Raw genomic sequence first — 14666 nt, forward strand, 5'->3', positions numbered from 1 at the left:
ATGGCTAAAATTTCTAAAAAAATTTGTATGGTTGGGGACTTCAGTGTGGGTAAAACCAGTCTGATTCGCCGCTTTGTTGACGGTCAATTTGATGATAAATATTTATCTACCGTGGGGGTGAAAATTTCCCGTAAAGAGGTGAATCTTCCTGAAGGAGCAGAGTTGCAATTGCTCATTTGGGATATTGAAGGACAAACTAAATTTAAGGCGATCGCTCCCAGCTATCTGCAAGGAGCAAAAGGAGCGATTATTGTCGGCGATGTTAGCCGACAAGAAACGATAGAGAACATCCCCACTCATCTCAATTTGTTCACGAAAGTTAACCCCAAGGGTAAAATGGTTGTTGCGCTCAATAAAGCGGACTTAGTCGATGACCAAAAACTAGAAGCCCTCTTGAAAAACAATCAATATCCTGACCAACCCGTGATTAAAATCTATGGAACGTCAGCCAAAAGTGGAGATAATGTTAATCAACTCTTCCAAGATTTAGCTCAGGCAATTCTGGCAATCAAGTAATTCATGTGTCAACTGATTGTTCCCCATCATATTGAATATTTAATTTTAAACCAAGAGTTGATTGTTCAGGACTATTCCGTGGGCGCAGAACGCTTTATTGGAGAGGAAACAGCATTAAGAACTGGGGAAATATTACATCAGTATTTTCCCGAAACCGTTGGTTTAGAAGATATCTTAGATTCAGTGCTGACTGGAGAACTCGATAGCTTTGATCTGAAGGCGATCGCGCGTTCTCCGAATTCAGACACTCAGTTGTATATCGACCTCTATTTTATCCCTAATCCTAAGCCTAGTGAGCATCACCGTCTCATTTTATTCCTCGAAGACGTGACGGCACAGATGGAATTGGAGCAGAGATTGGTGCAAGCGACGAATGAAAACGCGATCGTTATCTATCGACTACAAGAGAGAACCACAGAATTAGCCGCAGCGAACCAAGAAATTGATCACCTCAATCAACAACTTAAATCAGAAAATATACGCCTATCCGCAGAATTAGAAATTCTTGAGGAAATGCAGCAATTAATTCTGCCTAAACCCGAAGATTTAGCCAGTATCCCAGAACTGGATATTGCCGGATATATGCAACCGGCTGATGAAGTGGGAGGCGACTATTATGATGTCATTTCCATAGATGGCGTGATCACAATTGCCATTGGCGATGTTACTGGGCATGGCTTAGAAAGTGGTATTCTGATGCTCATGGCTCAAAGTGCTGTTCGTACTCTCAAGGAGATCCAAGAAAATGACCCCATTCCCTTTTTAGACTTCCTTAACCGAACCATTTATAAGAATGTAGAACGCATGGGGATAGATAAAAATTTAACCTTATGTCTGTTAAATTATGCCGATGGAGAATTAACGATCAGTGGACAACATGAAGAAGTAATTATTGTACGTCAAGGAGGAAAAATTGAACGGATTGATACAATAGACTTAGGGTTGCCGATTGGCTTAGATTACAACATTGCTGAATTTATTAGTTATACTAGAGTTACGCTAAATGCAGGAGATGGTGTGGTTCTATACACAGATGGTATTACAGAAGCAAGAAATAGGAGTAAGAAGCGTTATGGAATAGAAAGATTATGTCAAATAATTAGCCAGAACTGGCAAAATAACTCTAATCAAATCAAAGAAGCTATTATTGAAGATTTACATCAGTTTATTGGATCGGAGAAAATATGGGATGATATCACTTTCGTCATATTGAAACAAAAAGTTCAATCGGATTTGTGAAATAAAAACTAAGCTTCTTCTATCGGTTACTCATTAAATATAATTGGACGACTTATAACTCAGTATATAAACTCAGGATATGGAAAAAATTTTAGGTGATTTTATTAAAGAATTTCCCCCAGAACATGATTCTTTAGAATTGACATTTACTCCCAGTTCACAACCGCAAAAAAAACGATGGAAGAATAATCGGTTATCAGCATATTTTCTAGCTGACTATTTTTCCAGTTTTTTGCCTCTAGATGACGATCAGCGTCGAGTGACAGAAAGTAAAGCATCTGTGAGCTATATTGCCAATGAACTGCTGGAAAATGCCATTAAATTTCACGATCCATCTGTGAACTGTAAGGTGATGTTTGGAATTCATTTTATTCAACAGCAAGACCAGAGTATTGTTGCGGCCATTTTTGCTACTAATACAGTTCAGTCCCAAACTCTGATCTCTTTTGAAGAGTTTATCAATCAATTGTTGAACGCAGACTTAGAAGAATTGTATGTTGATCAAGTAGAAAAAAGTCTTGAAGAGGATAGTAATGCATCAGGCTTGGGATTAATTAGTATGATGAAAGATTATGGAGCTACTCTAGGATGGAAAATAACAGATTCTCGTGCAGGGAATAATTTTGTTAGCATTACTACTATGGCTAAAGTCAAAGTTTAAGTGCTTATAAATGTCAAAGAAGATTGAATGAGGTGAACATGGATTTTCAGCAGATCGATACTAAGGAATATCAGGTTTATTATGATCCAGAATCAACGACGATTGATTTTACAGGTGAACTGAGTCTGAATGGAGCATCCGAATACGATCCGATTAAGGCTTTTTTGGAGCAAATAGCGGATTCTGAACCTCCCCATTTAACTTTAAATTTAAAAGAGTTGAGTTTTTTGAATAGTTCAGGAATCAGCTTGATTACTAAATTCGTGATTGGATTACGAAAAAAACCAAAGATTCAATTGACGGTGAAAGGTTCTTTAGATGTTGCTTGGCAAAGTAAATCGCTCAAGAACTTGCAAAAGTTTTTGCCTAACTTGGAGTTAATTGTGGAATGAGAAACATAGTGATTTAACCCTAATAAAGATATGTCAAAAACCATGGTTCCCAAACATCTAGAATATGTGATATTAGATCGAGAGTTGATCATTTTAGACTTCTCCGATGATGCTGATCGATTGGTTGGTGGTGAAGACCCGTTAAAGACTGGGGAATCCTTTCAATTTTATTTTCCTGAAACCTATGGAATAGAAGAAATTCTAGAGTTGATTGTGTTGGGGGAACAAGATGGTTTTGATATTAAGGCAATTTCTCGTTCGTCTGATGTAGACTATCCTTTATACGTCGATCTCTATTTTATTGCCAATCCCCACAGTGAGGATTTTCAGGAATTAATTGTGTTCCTGGAAGATGTGACGGAACGGATGAATCTAGAGCAAAGTTTGGTGCAGGCAACGAATGAAAATAGCATTGTAATTAATGCTTTAGCAAAGTCTGAGAATTATATCCAGCAGCTTATTCACTCCATGGCAGAAGCGTTAATTGTGACGAATCATTTGGGAGAAATAAAAACGGTTAATCCTGCGGTATATGATTTGCTAGAATATAGTAAGGACGAGCTGATTGGTCAACCCATTCGAGATCTTTTGGGAGACCACCCGTTAAGTCATGAGTGGGTTTCCAATGAAGAGTTTTTGCAAGGGGAAGTTTTAACGGATATTGAGGTATTAATTCCCAATAAACGGGGGGAAAAACTCTCAATTGCCTTTTCTTGTGCGGCTTTGGATACGGATGTCCCGACTTTAAAGGATATCTTGTATGTGGGACGAGATATTACCAAAACTAAACAGGCGCAAAAACGGCTCTATATTCAGTATAGTGTGGCACGGGTATTGTCGCGATCGCTGATGCTTGATGAAGCCTTACCCAATATCCTGCGTGTGTTGGTGGAAAATTTAGAGTGGGATATGGGAGTTTATTGGATTCCCAAACAAATTAAGGATCGTAATGATAACTTGATCCCGACTAATAAACTGTTGCGCCAAACCCTATGGAAAATGCCTGAGGCTGAATTCCCCAGGTTATCTAAACTCACAGAAGCGACTCTCACTCTAGGGGAGGGATGGTTAGGGAAGATTTACCGAGATAATCAACCCCGATGGATTACCCATCTAGAATTGGAGAGAGAAACACTACAGAAAGAATTAGGGGCGATCGAGAAGGTTAACGCGATCGTGGGTTTTCCGGTTTCTAGTGATGAAGATAAGTTGGGAATGATTACTCTATTTAGTCAAGCAACGCAACCAATGGATGAAGAGTTGGTACAAATGTTGGCAGGGATCGGGAATCAACTGTGCCAATTTATTAAGCGTAAGAAAATAGAGATTTCTTTATTTTATCAGAAGAAACAAACGGAAAAACTGCTCCATAATATTCTGCCTGTGAGAATTGCGGAATTATTGAAACAGACGGCTGGAGCGATCGCCGAATATTTTGAAGAAGTAACGGTTCTGTTTGCCGATATTGTCGGCTTTACCAAACTCTCAGAAGAGAAAACTGCCTCTGAATTGGTCGCCTTACTCAATCGCATCTTTTCTAAATTCGACCAATTGACCGAAGACTATCGCCTAGAGAAAATCAAAACGATTGGTGATGCGTATATGGTGGTGGGGGGACTGCCAACACCGCGCCACGATCATGCTGAGGCGATCGCCAATATGGCTCTGAAGATGCAAGAGGCAATGGCTGAACTCAACCAAGATATGAACACCAATTTCCAAATCCGCATTGGCGTAAATAGCGGCCCTGTGGTCGCTGGAGTGATTGGTAAAAAGAAATTCAGCTATGATTTATGGGGCGATACGGTCAATACTGCTAGCCGCATGGAGTCCCATGGCATTCCCGGACAAATTCAGGTTACCCGCACGACCTATGAAGCGCTGAAGTTAACCTACTATCTTCAACATCGCGGCAAGATCAACATTAAAGGTAAAGGAGAAATGGACACTTATATGCTGACTGGGAAGCGACTGAATCCCTGATCGGGAACGATCGGTTTCTGATTTGAACATGCTATATAGATTAAGAATGAGTTAAGGCTTTTTGCAACCGATAGAGAGCGAGCCAACCGAGACCACAACCGATGGCATAGTGGGGAAAGTCCCACCCAACAAATGTGGTTCCTAGAATCAGTTTACCCAGAAGAGTTGAGCGCAGGGCTTGAAGTAGGGGAGGATGCCACAGTTGCAGGATTTCCAGAAACGACGTGAACAAAAAAACGGCGATCGCCACTTTCCAAAGCCGTAATTTTGGCCAAGCTAGGGCGACTAAAATCATCCACAGAATCTCATAGAGAATACCACCGGCATAATCATTAATCCACCATTCTCCCCAACCGCGATAAAACTTCGTGGCCATTCCCAACGGAACAATAACGATTAAACTCCCATAGAGCCAATACCGATAGACTTTGATATTCAATTGCATACTGGAACTTGACATTACCTAATTCCTTATTCCCTAGCACGAAGTACTACAGAGCTTCCGGGAAAAGCAATTTCCACACTGAAGCCCTACATACTCTCGAAAAAAGATCTGTAGCGGGTCAATCGAGATGATAGACTATTATATGGGAAATTTGCGCCTTGTACTTCAGTGTAGACTCAAGACAAGACTCGCAACATCACAATCCTGAGTAAGACCTGATCTTAAACGATCAGTCGAGGTATGGGTGGTAACAACTCAGACCCAAAACTGTATGCTTGCCATCAGTCTCAGGTCAATGATGCCCACCTAGCACTTTGCGCGTTCATACGATCCTAGTTAAGGAGAAATGCCTGCCCTTCTCGAACCGTAAACAGTCAGGCTTCCCGAAGGGCAAGTAATCGCAGGACGTTGAGCGTATAGAAGTCGATTGGTAGTACCTAAACAGCCAAAAAACAGTAGTCTGAAGTGAAAGCAACAGTGTAGAGGGTCGGTAGTAGAAATACTCTTTGACAGACCCTTTCAGGTACAGCCTGAAGAATCTGCGTGTATTCAGAGCGCAAAGTGTCAATTGTGAACCATTTATTTTCAGTAGATCTTATGATTGCAACAGCCGAAAAGCTCAATTACGACATCAAAGACATTTCCTTAGCCCCTTTAGGCAAACAGCGCATTGAATGGGCTGGACGGGAAATGCCAGTTCTCAAGCAAATTCGGGAGCGCTTTGCCAAAGAAAAACCCTTAGACGGAATTCGGCTAGTTGCCTGCTGTCACGTTACCACTGAAACTGCAAATTTGGCGATCGCCCTTCAAGCAGCCGGCGCAGACGCAATTTTAATTGCCAGTAACCCCCTCTCTACCCAAGATGATGTTGCCGCTTGCTTAGTGAAAGACTATGGCATTCGGGTTTATGCCCTTAAAGGGGAAGACACCGAAACCTACAAACGCCATGTACAAGTAGCCCTTGACCATCATCCCCAAATTATCATCGATGATGGTAGCGATGTAGTCGCTGAACTGGTTAAAGAACGTCAAGAACAAGTTCCTGAAATTATTGGTACAACCGAAGAAACCACCACCGGTATCGTGCGCTTGAAAGCCATGTTCAAAGATGGGGTATTAACCTTCCCCGCGATGAACGTGAATGATGCAGACACCAAGCACTTCTTTGATAACCGCTACGGAACCGGTCAATCTACCCTTGATGGTATCATCCGCGCCACCAACGTCCTGTTAGCGGGTAAAAACGTGGTTGTCGTGGGTTATGGCTGGTGTGGTAAAGGTGCCGCTCTGCGTGCCAAAGGTCTCGGTGCAAATGTAATTGTTACCGAAGTAGACTCTGTACGTGCCATTGAAGCCACCATGGACGGCTTCCGGGTCATGCCCATGGCAGAAGCTGCTCCCCAAGCTGACCTGTTTATTACCGTAACCGGGAATAAGCACGTGATCCGCAAAGAGCATTTTGAAGCCATGAAAGACGGAGCCATGGTATGTAACTCCGGTCACTTCGATATCGAAATTGACCTCGCTACCTTGGGTGAAATGGCCACCGAAGTTAAGGATGTGCGCCCCTTCACTCAACAATATGTTCTGCCCAGCGGCAAATCTGTAGTTGTTCTTGGTGAAGGTCGCTTAATTAACCTAGCTGCTGCGGAAGGTCACCCCAGTGCGGTAATGGATATGAGTTTCGCGAACCAAGCCATGGCTTGCGAATATCTGGTGAAAAACCACGGTAAACTCGAAGCCGGTATGCATTCTATTCCCCAAGAAATTGACCATGAAATTGCTCGCCTGAAGTTGGAAGCGATGGGTATTAGCATTGATACTCTGACCGAAGAGCAAGTGGAATACATGAATAGCTGGACGGTCGGAACCTAAGATTGTTAGGTTAGGGTAGCGTTCTCAATCATCCCTGAGAAAGAGCTGAGATGTTTGATTCTTGGCTCCAAAATGGATAGACGCGGGGACAGGAAGATAGAGGCTTTTAATCTTATATTGAAACCCCCATCCCCCCATCCCCCCATCCCCCTAACCTTTTCCCCCTTTATGGCTCAACTTTCGGTAGAATTCAAACGTTATTTTTGGCAAGAAAACCGCTCTTCTGAGGTGACTTTAGCAGAAATGCTGGAACTAGCAGGAGAGCGGGTTTTTGGTTTTTTATTTGTGTTGTTGTCGTTGCCTTCCGCTATACCCATCCCTGCACCGGGGTATTCGATTCCGTTTGGCATTGTAATGTTTTTACTTGCCATGCAGCTTATTTGGGGCGCGAAGCAGCCTTGGTTTCCAAAACGAGTTTTGAATGGAAAAATGCCGCTACAGAAGGTTCAGGGTGTTCTAGATGCAGGGATTCCGTGGCTTCAGAAGATTGAAGGGTTGACCAAACCTCGTCTGAGTGCAGTCTGTACCAGTTTACCGGGGCGAGTGGTTTTAGGGGTGGCGATCGCCCTGATGTCGATGTCGATGATGATTCCCATTCCTGGAACGAATACCTTACCGGCGATCGCCATTTTTGTCATCGGCTTTGGCTTATCGGAAGATGATGGCTTCATCAGTTTAGCCGGACTCGGACTCTCTCTAGCCGGAGCAACGGTTTCCGTGGGGATTATTTTCTTTGGTGTGAGTATTTTAAGTTGGCTCAAAGATCTAATATTCTAGCGGAACCCAGACTTTCTGTCTGGATTCCACTTGTGTATAGCTGTGAAATTTCAGTTCACAGCCTAGAGATTTAATTAGGGTTGAGTATAAGCTAAAGTAAGATTCTGGAGAATGCACATGAAACCTATTTACATTTTACTTAGTGTTATTGCACTAACAACGATCTCTTTGATTTTACCAGTCAAAGCAGAAGAAGAGCTAGATTGTCCAGATGATTTTTCGGGGATTGAGCTTACCAATCAACAACAATCAAAAATATGGCAACTAGAGGAACAATTAGATAATAAAATCGAGACTATTGTCCCTATTTCAGATGAACAAGAAGCCCAAATCGAGCAATTGGAAGAAGATTTCGAGCGTCAAGTTGAAGGATTGTTTTCATCAGAACAAAAACAAAAGATTGAGCAACTCGATCGCTGGGGAGAGGAACAAGTGAAAAAAATTGCACCTCAACTTTTTGAAGAAATTGATATTGAACCCAATCTCACGGTAGAACAAGAAGCAGAGTTAGAAGTAGTTGAGATAGAATATGAACGGCGTTTTGAAAATATATTAACTTCTCAACAGCGGCAAAAAATTGAAGAAATTGAGCACCAATTTGAGGATAATATAGAAGCTTTAATTCCTGAAATTAGTGCAAAACAAGAAGCCGAAATTGAGAGTGCAGAGGAAGAATTCGAGGCAAAAGTGATGCAAGTCCTTACTCCAGAACAACGCCAGCGATTGCAACAGAATATGGCTTGCGAGGTTCCAGACATTTAATGCTACGGGTTACCATAGAGACTTATAGTTACAGAAAAACCCAATATCTACAGTATCATAGGCTCTGTATGGGTAAGCTAGTCTGGAAAAGATTATGGGTTATCGGATGGATCGCCTCGCGTATGCACAAACCTATGGGCCGACAGTAGGCGATCGCCTGCGCTTGGCGGATACAGAGTTAATTATTGAAGTGGAACAGGATTACACCACTTACGGCGATGAAGTAAAATTTGGAGGTGGCAAGGTAATCCGGGATGGTATGGGCCAGTCTCCTATTGCCAATGCTGATGGCGCGGTAGATATGGTGATTACCAATGCACTCATTTTAGACTGGTGGGGAATTGTCAAAGCCGATATTGGTATCAAAGACGGCAAGATCGCCAAGATTGGGAAAGCTGGGAATCCCAATATTCAGAATAATGTGGATATTATTATCGGCCCCGGTACGGAAGCAGTGGCTGGAGAAGGCATGATTCTCACGGCTGGAGGCATTGATTCCCACATTCATTTTATCTGTCCCCAGCAAATCGAAACGGCGATCGCCTCCGGCATCACCACTATGATTGGCGGAGGAACTGGCCCCGCAACCGGAACCAATGCCACCACCTGCACCCCCGGCCCCTGGAATATGTACCGCATGTTACAAGCGGCTGAAGCATTTCCCATGAACTTGGGCTTTTTAGGTAAAGGCAATAGCTCCCAACCCGAAGCACTGCGGGAACAAGTGCTTGCAGGAGCTATGGGTTTAAAACTCCATGAAGATTGGGGCACTACTCCAGCGACCATTGATACCTGTTTATCCGTTGCCGATGAATATGATGTGCAAGTCGCCATTCACACCGATACCCTGAATGAAGCAGGATTTGTCGAAACCACCATTGAAGCGTTTAAAAATCGTGCCATTCATACCTATCACACCGAAGGCGCAGGAGGAGGACATGCACCGGATATTATTCGAGTTTGTGGTCTAGCTAATGTTCTCCCTTCCTCCACCAACCCCACCAGACCCTATACCCTCAATACCCTAGAAGAGCATCTCGATATGCTGATGGTTTGCCATCACCTTGACCGTTCTATTCCCGAAGATGTGGCCTTTGCCGAGTCCCGTATCCGTCGGGAAACGATCGCCGCCGAGGATATTCTGCACGATCTGGGCGCATTTAGCATGATCGCCTCCGACTCCCAAGCCATGGGCCGAGTTGGTGAAGTGATTATTCGCACCTGGCAAACCGGTCATAAAATGAAGGTACAGCGCGGTCCTTTACCGGAAGATAGCAGCCGCAATGATAATACCCGTGCCAAGCGCTATGTTGCTAAATATACAATCAATCCCGCCATCACCCATGGTATTGCCGAGCAAGTGGGGTCAGTGGAAGAAGGGAAATTAGCTGATTTATGTCTGTGGAAGGCGGCATTTTTCGGCGTAAAGCCGGAAATTGTCATCAAGGGGGGCGCGATCGCCTATGCTCAAATGGGAGATGCAAACGCCAGTATCCCCACCCCTCAACCCGTACATATGCGTCCCATGTTTGCCAGCTTTGGGTCTGCGCTCTCGGCAACCTCATTAACCTTTGTCTCGCAAGCATCCTTAGAGCGCGATATTGCTACCCAACTTGGTTTGCAAAAACCCACCATAGCCGTTGCTAATACCCGTCAACTGACCAAACAGGATCTCAAACTCAATGATGCCCTACCTGAAATTGAAGTTGACCCTCAAACCTACGAAGTCCGCGCAGACGGCGAACTGCTCACCTGCGAACCTGCCACCGTTTTACCCATGGCCCAACGGTATTTCCTGTTTTAACCTAGACAGGACTTACCCATTCACTCTATCTATAGTTTAAAGGAATAGAAGGGAGAATAGAAGAATGTCTTTACAGGGTTTATTAGTGGAAAAACGGGAACAAATTCTAGAAATTACTGCCAAGCATGGCGCTTTTAATGTCCGGGTGTTTGGCTCAGTAGCACGAGGAGAAGAGACAGAGGAGAGTGATATAGATTTTTTGATTGATTATGACCCAACCAGGACTACAGCTTGGTTTCCAGGAGGATTATTGATGGATTTACAGGATTTGTTAGGGCGGCGAGTTGATGTACTTACTGAAGATGGCGTTAGTGCTTTGATTAAGGATCGGATTTTGGCAGAGGCACAACCTTTATGAGTGGTGATAGGGATTTAATTTATTTGACTCATATTTTGGAATGTATCGAAGCAGTCGAGACATACACCGCTCAAGGATAGAATGTTTTAGTTCATGATTATTTGGGTGGGATTAATTTACAACGGGTTTGGGATGCTATTGAAAATAATTTGCCTGCTTTAAAGGGGCAAGTGGAACTAATGTTAAAAGATTTTGAAGAAGAAGATTGACTCTTGAATTGATATGTATCTAAAGAATTTATTACAAGAAAAACGAGAACAAATATTAGAACTCGCAGAAAAACATGGCGCGTTTAATGTGCGCGTGTTTGGCTCAGTAGCACGAGGAGAAGAGACAGAGGAAAGTGATATTGATTTCTTAATTGATTATGACCTAGAGCGGATTTCATCTTGGTTTCCTGTAGGTTTAATTCATGATTTACAGGATTTGTTGGGGTGTAAGATAGATGTAGTCACAGAAAGTGGCTTAAAACCTAGGGTTCGAGACAATGTGTTACAAGACTGTATTCAGCTATGAGAAGTGACTTAGAACGGATAAAGGATATGCACGAAAGTGTTGCCAATATTGAGCGATATGCTGCCAGGGGTAAGGATGCTTTCTTTGAGGATGAGTTGATACAAACATGGATGTTGTACCACTTACAAATTTTGGGTGAGGCAGCTAGAGCAATGTCTCAAGATCTGAAAGATCGATATCCCAATATTGAGTGGCACAAAATTATTGCTTTTCGTAACTTGGCAGTACATGAATATTTTCAGGTTGACTTGAATATCGTTTGCGCATTGTTGAACAAGAATTATCGCTTTTGAAACGGGATATTGAATCGATCCTTCTCTATTTTTCAGAGCATACAGAATGATTTTTTGAGCTTTGATTAAATTTCCCCTGACACACCCTACGATGATTTGTGAGCCAGAGCTATGTTGAAACGTAAGTATCGCTATTCCCTATTCCCTAGTCTAAAGCGGCGATCGCCCGTAATCCTCGTTACCCTCATTTTCCTCTGGTCGGTAACATTAGGATGGGGATTATCTACCCTCAATCAACCTGCCTTTTCCCAATCTTCCCTTAAATCAGTCGATCTTGTCCCCGAACAACATCAACTGGGAGAAGAACTTTATCAAGAAAAGTGTGGCAGTTGTCACCTCGCCCTTCCTCCTGCGGTGATGCCGACTGAAACCTGGCGACAACTGATTCAAGATGAACAGCATTATGGCATATTAATTGACCCTATCCTCAACCCCGGTCGGTTATTGGTTTGGAAATATATTCAAGTCTTTTCTCGTCCCTTACTTAAGGATGAATCAACTCCCTATCGCCTACGGAATTCCCGCTATTTTAAGGCCCTTCATCCACAAGTTGAGTTTCAAGAGAGAATTGAGTTGAGTCAATGTGTTTCTTGTCATCCTAGCGCCCAAGCGTTTAACTTTCGAGAATTAACCCCAGAGTGGGAATAATATCAAGTCCGGTTAATTGGCTATGATGATGCTTTATGTTGGGCAACAGGCAATGGTCTACCGGAACAATGTAGGACTGGAAATGCACTGTATAGTTGTTGTAATTAAGGATGGGACATGGTTGTAGGGGCAAACGGCCGTTCGCCCCTACAGATACCGTTGTTGTAGAGACTATACATAATAAAAGTGGAAAATGCTGTATCCGAAAGGATAAAAGGATTGAAATTGATTGACGGTGTTTATCAATAATCACAACCCGTTATCCTATCTCTCTATTTACTTTCTAATTCTTCGGGCATTTTAGGAATGCCAGCCGTCAGTACTTCATAGCCATTTTCGGTAACTAAAACATCATCTTCAATCCGCACGCCAATCCCTCGCCATTGGGGAGGGACTTCGGGTTGCTCTTCTGCGGGTTTGACCAAAGGAGCAATGTACATGCCCGGTTCTACGGTTAATACCTGACCCGGTTGTAGCACTTGCGACTCTTCCTCATTTTGTTTATAGGCTCCCACATCATGAACATCCAGACCGAGCCAATGACTGGTGCGATGCATATAATAGGGTTTATATTTTTCTTCTTTGATGAGTTCTTCTGGTTCTCCGACTAAAAACCCTAATTCGATCATGCCTTCGACGAGGACTTGAACAGCGGTATCATGAACAGCGCTAAAGGGATTACCGGGTTTGATTTGGGCGATCGCCTGCCGTTGGGCTTCGAGGACAATCTCATAAATCACCCGTTGTTCCATTCCATACTTTCCACCAACCGGATAAGTACGGGTAATATCACCATTGTAATAGCCATAGGAACACCCCGCATCAATGAGTAATAAATCTCCCGCTTCTAAGGCGCGGGAGTTCTCAATGTAGTGAAGAACACAGGCATTCGCACCAGAAGCAACAATCGAAGGATAAGCTGGGCCAACCCCTCCCCGACGACGGAAAAGGTACTCCATTTCTGCTTGAATTTCGTACTCATAAATTCCGGGTTTCGCCATATCCCAAGCTAAATGATGGGCTTCGACAGAAATAGCGATCGCCTTACGCATCAGCTCTAATTCCGTCTCACTCTTCACCAAGCGTAGCGGATGTAACAGAGTCATCGGGTCTTCCAGAGCCGTAGGGCCAAAGCCTTTTTTTGCGTATTGTCTGAGCAGAGACTGCCACTGCTTCAAAATCGTCTGATTAAACAGTTCATCAATACCAAAGTGATAATATAGGCGTTCGGCCTTCGACAAATACTGAGGTAATTTTTCTTCTAACTCGGCAATAGGATAGGCTTCATCCGCACCATAGATAGCCTTAGCATCTTCCACCCCTACCCGATAACCACTCCAAACTTCCTTCTCCCACTCCTTCGGTTGCACAAACAAAATAAACCGGTGTTCTTCATGGTGAGGTGCTAACACTGCCACCGCTTCCGGTTCATTAAACCCTGTCAGATAGAAAAAATCGCTATCCTGGCGAAAGGGATGCTCCACATCACGGTGCATAACTGCTAAGGAAGCGCTACGAAAAATCGCCGTACTTTTTGCCATTTTCGCCATTAATCTTTCCCGACGTTGGCGATATTCGTCTTTCAGTTGCCCCGAAACGGCCTTGGAGAGGGATGAAACCACGCTAATTGAACCTCCTTTGATAATTACATCAAATATTAATACTATGTTTTTGGCAGATATGGGCTAGTTGGTTTTGGACTGCTCAAAGACTTTGATTTTCTCAGCTAGGCTATCGATGTTTTCGTTGGCAAACCAGCCTTCTTTCTGGTCTAAATAGTTGCCACCATCTGACCACCAACGAGCAATCAAAACAACCATCTCCGATGGTTTCATCGCTTTATGAAGAATCTGGATCGCATCTTGGATAACTGCTTGTTCGTTAGGTAGACTGATTTTCATTCGGGGGACTCCGTTAGTTCTAGGATAAAATTTACTGGATTTATGGCTTTGATTGGCCCTTGATAACGTCGTAGCAGTCGATCATCACAGGTAAGGAAAACGTCACAACAGGCTTGTTCTGCTGATGCTAGATGAAGAGCATCAATAGGTTTGACTCCTGTTTGTTCTATAATGTCACCTCTCTCAATAATGTTGGGTTGAATAATTTGGTATTCTATGGCAAGTTCTAGGCACTGGTTAACCCAGTCCTGCCTAATGACATTGTTGTTTTTGTTGTTTTCATAATCCAGAATTGATGAGCTGATAAGGATTAATTGCTGGTTTTCGATCAGTTGTAAAATGGTTCGTAATGCTTGGGTTTGGTCATCAAATGGGCGGTTTAAAACGCTACTGTCTAAGTAAACTTTCATGGTTATTATATAAAATCCTTAAAGGTTTGCTATAGATAGAGCGGATAATATCAAGTCCCATCCGGCGATCAAAGCAATCTCTGTTA

At 43.1% G+C, this 14666-nt stretch carries 16 protein-coding genes and 2 pseudogenes; 14 read left to right on the plus strand and 4 right to left on the minus strand.

Features of this window, described 5'->3' with window-relative positions:
* From J7529_RS14050 to J7529_RS14070, 5 genes and pseudogenes are all read left to right on the plus strand, one after another.
* On the plus strand, nt 1-516 hold the full coding sequence (locus J7529_RS14050; protein ID WP_271938037.1) for a Rab family GTPase: 516 nt from the start codon (nt 1-3) through the stop codon (nt 514-516).
* A gap of 396 nt (nt 517-912) precedes the next feature.
* Nucleotides 913-1755 (plus strand): annotated as a pseudogene (locus J7529_RS14055) (PP2C family protein-serine/threonine phosphatase); the annotation flags it as partial.
* A 79-nt stretch (nt 1756-1834) separates the two neighbouring features.
* On the plus strand, nt 1835-2416 hold the full coding sequence (locus J7529_RS14060) for a DUF6272 family protein (protein WP_318729477.1): 582 nt from the start codon (nt 1835-1837) through the stop codon (nt 2414-2416).
* Nucleotides 2417-2454: 38 nt separating this feature from the next.
* On the plus strand, nt 2455-2808 hold the full coding sequence (locus tag J7529_RS14065) for a slr1659 superfamily regulator (RefSeq protein ID WP_318729479.1): 354 nt from the start codon (nt 2455-2457) through the stop codon (nt 2806-2808).
* Nucleotides 2809-2838: 30 nt separating this feature from the next.
* Nucleotides 2839-4791 carry an adenylate/guanylate cyclase domain-containing protein gene (locus J7529_RS14070; protein WP_318729480.1) on the plus strand — a complete coding sequence of 651 codons (1953 nt, stop codon included), beginning with the start codon at nt 2839-2841 and terminating at the stop codon, nt 4789-4791.
* A gap of 40 nt (nt 4792-4831) precedes the next feature.
* On the opposite strand, the gene J7529_RS14075 is transcribed toward J7529_RS14070, so the two are convergent.
* On the minus strand, nt 4832-5251 hold the full coding sequence (locus J7529_RS14075; protein WP_271938027.1) for a DUF2809 domain-containing protein: 420 nt from the start codon (nt 5249-5251) through the stop codon (nt 4832-4834).
* A 582-nt stretch (nt 5252-5833) separates the two neighbouring features.
* On the opposite strand from J7529_RS14075, the gene ahcY reads away from it, so the two are divergent.
* The 9 genes and pseudogenes from ahcY (at nt 5834) to J7529_RS14115 (ending at nt 12269) form a co-directional block, all read left to right on the plus strand.
* Nucleotides 5834-7111, plus strand: coding sequence for an adenosylhomocysteinase (ahcY, locus tag J7529_RS14080; protein ID WP_271938023.1), 1278 nt, complete (start codon nt 5834-5836; stop codon nt 7109-7111).
* Between the two features lie 168 nt (nt 7112-7279).
* Complete coding sequence (locus J7529_RS14085) at nt 7280-7888, plus strand: exopolysaccharide biosynthesis protein (RefSeq protein ID WP_318729482.1); 609 nt, start codon at nt 7280-7282, stop codon at nt 7886-7888.
* 117 nt (nt 7889-8005) lie between these two features.
* A complete protein-coding gene (locus J7529_RS14090; protein ID WP_318729483.1) occupies nt 8006-8650 on the plus strand; it encodes a hypothetical protein in 645 nt (214 codons plus the stop codon).
* A gap of 94 nt (nt 8651-8744) precedes the next feature.
* On the plus strand, nt 8745-10454 hold the full coding sequence (ureC, locus tag J7529_RS14095) for an urease subunit alpha (protein WP_318729484.1): 1710 nt from the start codon (nt 8745-8747) through the stop codon (nt 10452-10454).
* Nucleotides 10455-10518: 64 nt separating this feature from the next.
* Nucleotides 10519-10812 carry a nucleotidyltransferase family protein gene (locus tag J7529_RS14100; RefSeq protein ID WP_318729485.1) on the plus strand — a complete coding sequence of 98 codons (294 nt, stop codon included), beginning with the start codon at nt 10519-10521 and terminating at the stop codon, nt 10810-10812.
* Between the two features lie 92 nt (nt 10813-10904).
* Nucleotides 10905-11021, plus strand: a pseudogene (locus J7529_RS24740) (hypothetical protein); the annotation flags it as partial.
* A gap of 13 nt (nt 11022-11034) precedes the next feature.
* Nucleotides 11035-11328 carry a nucleotidyltransferase family protein gene (locus tag J7529_RS14105; protein ID WP_318729486.1) on the plus strand — a complete coding sequence of 98 codons (294 nt, stop codon included), beginning with the start codon at nt 11035-11037 and terminating at the stop codon, nt 11326-11328.
* Nucleotides 11325-11621, plus strand: a complete 297-nt coding sequence (locus J7529_RS14110) for a DUF86 domain-containing protein (protein ID WP_318729487.1) — start codon at nt 11325-11327, stop codon at nt 11619-11621. The genes J7529_RS14105 and J7529_RS14110 overlap by 4 nt, the downstream gene beginning before the upstream one ends.
* A 111-nt stretch (nt 11622-11732) precedes the next feature.
* Nucleotides 11733-12269, plus strand: coding sequence for a hypothetical protein (locus J7529_RS14115; protein ID WP_318729488.1), 537 nt, complete (start codon nt 11733-11735; stop codon nt 12267-12269).
* 272 nt (nt 12270-12541) lie between these two features.
* On the opposite strand, the gene J7529_RS14120 is transcribed toward J7529_RS14115, so the two are convergent.
* From J7529_RS14120 to J7529_RS14130, 3 genes are all read right to left on the minus strand, one after another.
* Nucleotides 12542-13855 (minus strand): aminopeptidase P N-terminal domain-containing protein, encoded by a 1314-nt coding sequence (locus J7529_RS14120; protein ID WP_413038891.1) that lies wholly within the window; start codon nt 13853-13855, stop codon nt 12542-12544.
* Nucleotides 13856-13954: 99 nt separating this feature from the next.
* Complete coding sequence (locus J7529_RS14125; RefSeq protein ID WP_318729490.1) at nt 13955-14170, minus strand: hypothetical protein; 216 nt, start codon at nt 14168-14170, stop codon at nt 13955-13957.
* On the minus strand, nt 14167-14580 hold the full coding sequence (locus J7529_RS14130) for a PIN domain-containing protein (protein WP_318729491.1): 414 nt from the start codon (nt 14578-14580) through the stop codon (nt 14167-14169). Before J7529_RS14130 ends, J7529_RS14125 begins: the two co-directional genes overlap by 4 nt.
* Between the last annotated feature and the right edge of the window lie 86 nt (nt 14581-14666).

The organism is Roseofilum sp. Guam (assembly GCF_017746735.1).
GTDB classification, from domain to species: domain Bacteria; phylum Cyanobacteriota; class Cyanobacteriia; order Cyanobacteriales; family Desertifilaceae; genus Roseofilum; species Roseofilum reptotaenium.

What these genes read in the sequence shown, in the direction of transcription:
- J7529_RS14050 (WP_271938037.1), top strand. Translation starts at nt 1, where the DNA reads ATGGCTAAAATTTCTAAAAAAATTTGTATGGTTGGGGACTTCAGTGTG.
- J7529_RS14060 (WP_318729477.1), top strand. Translation starts at nt 1,835, where the DNA reads ATGGAAAAAATTTTAGGTGATTTTATTAAAGAATTTCCCCCAGAACAT.
- J7529_RS14065 (WP_318729479.1), top strand. Translation starts at nt 2,455, where the DNA reads ATGGATTTTCAGCAGATCGATACTAAGGAATATCAGGTTTATTATGAT.
- J7529_RS14070 (WP_318729480.1), top strand. Translation starts at nt 2,839, where the DNA reads ATGTCAAAAACCATGGTTCCCAAACATCTAGAATATGTGATATTAGAT.
- J7529_RS14075 (WP_271938027.1), bottom strand. Translation starts at nt 5,251, where the DNA reads ATGTCAAGTTCCAGTATGCAATTGAATATCAAAGTCTATCGGTATTGG.
- ahcY (WP_271938023.1), top strand. Translation starts at nt 5,834, where the DNA reads ATGATTGCAACAGCCGAAAAGCTCAATTACGACATCAAAGACATTTCC.
- J7529_RS14085 (WP_318729482.1), top strand. Translation starts at nt 7,280, where the DNA reads ATGGCTCAACTTTCGGTAGAATTCAAACGTTATTTTTGGCAAGAAAAC.
- J7529_RS14090 (WP_318729483.1), top strand. Translation starts at nt 8,006, where the DNA reads ATGAAACCTATTTACATTTTACTTAGTGTTATTGCACTAACAACGATC.
- ureC (WP_318729484.1), top strand. Translation starts at nt 8,745, where the DNA reads ATGGGTTATCGGATGGATCGCCTCGCGTATGCACAAACCTATGGGCCG.
- J7529_RS14100 (WP_318729485.1), top strand. Translation starts at nt 10,519, where the DNA reads ATGTCTTTACAGGGTTTATTAGTGGAAAAACGGGAACAAATTCTAGAA.
- J7529_RS14105 (WP_318729486.1), top strand. Translation starts at nt 11,035, where the DNA reads ATGTATCTAAAGAATTTATTACAAGAAAAACGAGAACAAATATTAGAA.
- J7529_RS14110 (WP_318729487.1), top strand. Translation starts at nt 11,325, where the DNA reads ATGAGAAGTGACTTAGAACGGATAAAGGATATGCACGAAAGTGTTGCC.
- J7529_RS14115 (WP_318729488.1), top strand. Translation starts at nt 11,733, where the DNA reads ATGTTGAAACGTAAGTATCGCTATTCCCTATTCCCTAGTCTAAAGCGG.
- J7529_RS14125 (WP_318729490.1), bottom strand. Translation starts at nt 14,170, where the DNA reads ATGAAAATCAGTCTACCTAACGAACAAGCAGTTATCCAAGATGCGATC.
- J7529_RS14130 (WP_318729491.1), bottom strand. Translation starts at nt 14,580, where the DNA reads ATGAAAGTTTACTTAGACAGTAGCGTTTTAAACCGCCCATTTGATGAC.